Genomic DNA, 354 nt, shown 5'->3' with positions numbered 1-354 from the left:
TGACAGTGAATGACAGTGCTTTGGTTACAGTGAGTGGTTACAACACAACTAACAAACTGACAACCGTAACGGTAACTGGCGCTGGCGGTTTTACATCAGATCTGTCCGGTCAAGGTTCGCAACTGACCACGATCGATGCTTCCGCTTCTACAGGTCCTAACTCCATTACTATCAATGGTACTGAGATCTACAAAGGTGGTTCAGGTGTTGACATCGTTACTGCTGCTGTCGCTCCTACGGTGGCTGTTGATGGTGGCGCTGGTACTAACGACGTATTCGTTGTTAATGCAGCTTCCTTCTCTTTGGCAAATGTCACTGGCTTTGAAACATTGGGTGCTGGTGCTGGTGCAACTG

General features: G+C 48.3%; 1 protein-coding gene. It reads left to right on the top strand.

What is annotated here, in order from left to right:
• Nucleotides 1-20 precede the first annotated feature (20 nt).
• Nucleotides 21-354 (top strand): hypothetical protein (locus ACO0K4_RS19580; protein WP_422958339.1); only part of this gene is annotated, 334 nt, incomplete at its 3' end.

The sequence above is a fragment of the Undibacterium sp. RuTC16W genome (genome assembly GCF_049339445.1).
Classification (GTDB): domain Bacteria; phylum Pseudomonadota; class Gammaproteobacteria; order Burkholderiales; family Burkholderiaceae_D; genus Undibacterium.
The sequence above is the reverse complement of the archived record's forward strand: the minus strand, read 5'-3'. Positions and strand labels throughout refer to the sequence as shown.